This is a genomic window from Ruficoccus amylovorans (genome assembly GCF_014230085.1).
Classification (GTDB): Bacteria; Verrucomicrobiota; Verrucomicrobiia; order Opitutales; family Cerasicoccaceae; genus Ruficoccus; species Ruficoccus amylovorans.
On the sequence record NZ_JACHVB010000061.1, the window covers coordinates 1 to 741 of the forward strand.

General features: G+C 65.7%; 1 protein-coding gene and 1 pseudogene. Both read left to right on the top strand.

The window, feature by feature from the left end; translation table 11 throughout:
* Nucleotides 1-139: 139 nt before the first annotated feature.
* A complete protein-coding gene (locus H5P28_RS17790; RefSeq protein WP_185677045.1) occupies nucleotides 140-367 on the top strand; it encodes a hypothetical protein in 228 nt (75 codons plus the stop codon).
* A 146-nt stretch (nucleotides 368-513) separates the two neighbouring features.
* Nucleotides 514-741: pseudogene (locus H5P28_RS17795) on the top strand (hypothetical protein); the annotation flags it as partial.

Consider the following 741-nt stretch of genomic DNA (forward strand, 5'->3'; position numbering starts at 1 on the left):
CCACCCGCCTCGCCGCCTCCGGTGGACTTCGGGCCCCTCGCCGGGGCCTTAAGAGTCCTCGGGGGCTCGTCGGTGCTCTGCTCCCTGATCTGGGGAGCGAGCCTCATCACCCAGGCCAAACTCAAACAAAAGGACAACCGTGAACCTGATCCTGCGACTGCTGCTCGTCGGACTGAGCTGCTACACCCTCGGCACCCTCATCGGCCCGCTGGCCGTCGGGGCCGTCGATGAGGCCAGGGAGGTCCTCAGCCCCTTCCTCGTCGTCTCCGTGGCCATCCTCATCGGATCCATCGGCTACGCCGTGGGGGCTATCAGGCGCTCTCCCTTCGTCCCCGAGTACCCCGAGCGCGAGCACCCCTACCGCTGAGGCGGTCAGGGATGCGTGTATCCAAAACTCAATACAGCCCCGTCCCGGTCCCTCCGGGGCGGCGCTTTTTGCTTTCCAAAACCAACCACACAAAACCCACAACCCGAACCCAACTAATAACCACCAACCGAAAGGAAACCCGAACCATGATCCATACATTACTGGAACCGCCCGCACCGGCGGCCACCGTCCATCCCCAACCCCGGTGCAACCTCCTGCTGCACTGCGGCTCTCAGGCCGTCAACCGCAGCCGGATTGCGGAGGTCCCCACGCCGCCGCCCACCCGCACCTGGCAACCCGTTGCCCACCTCACCGTCCTCAACACGGTCGAGCGGGCTCTGCTCGGACGCGGCCTGGCCATCGTCAACAGCGCC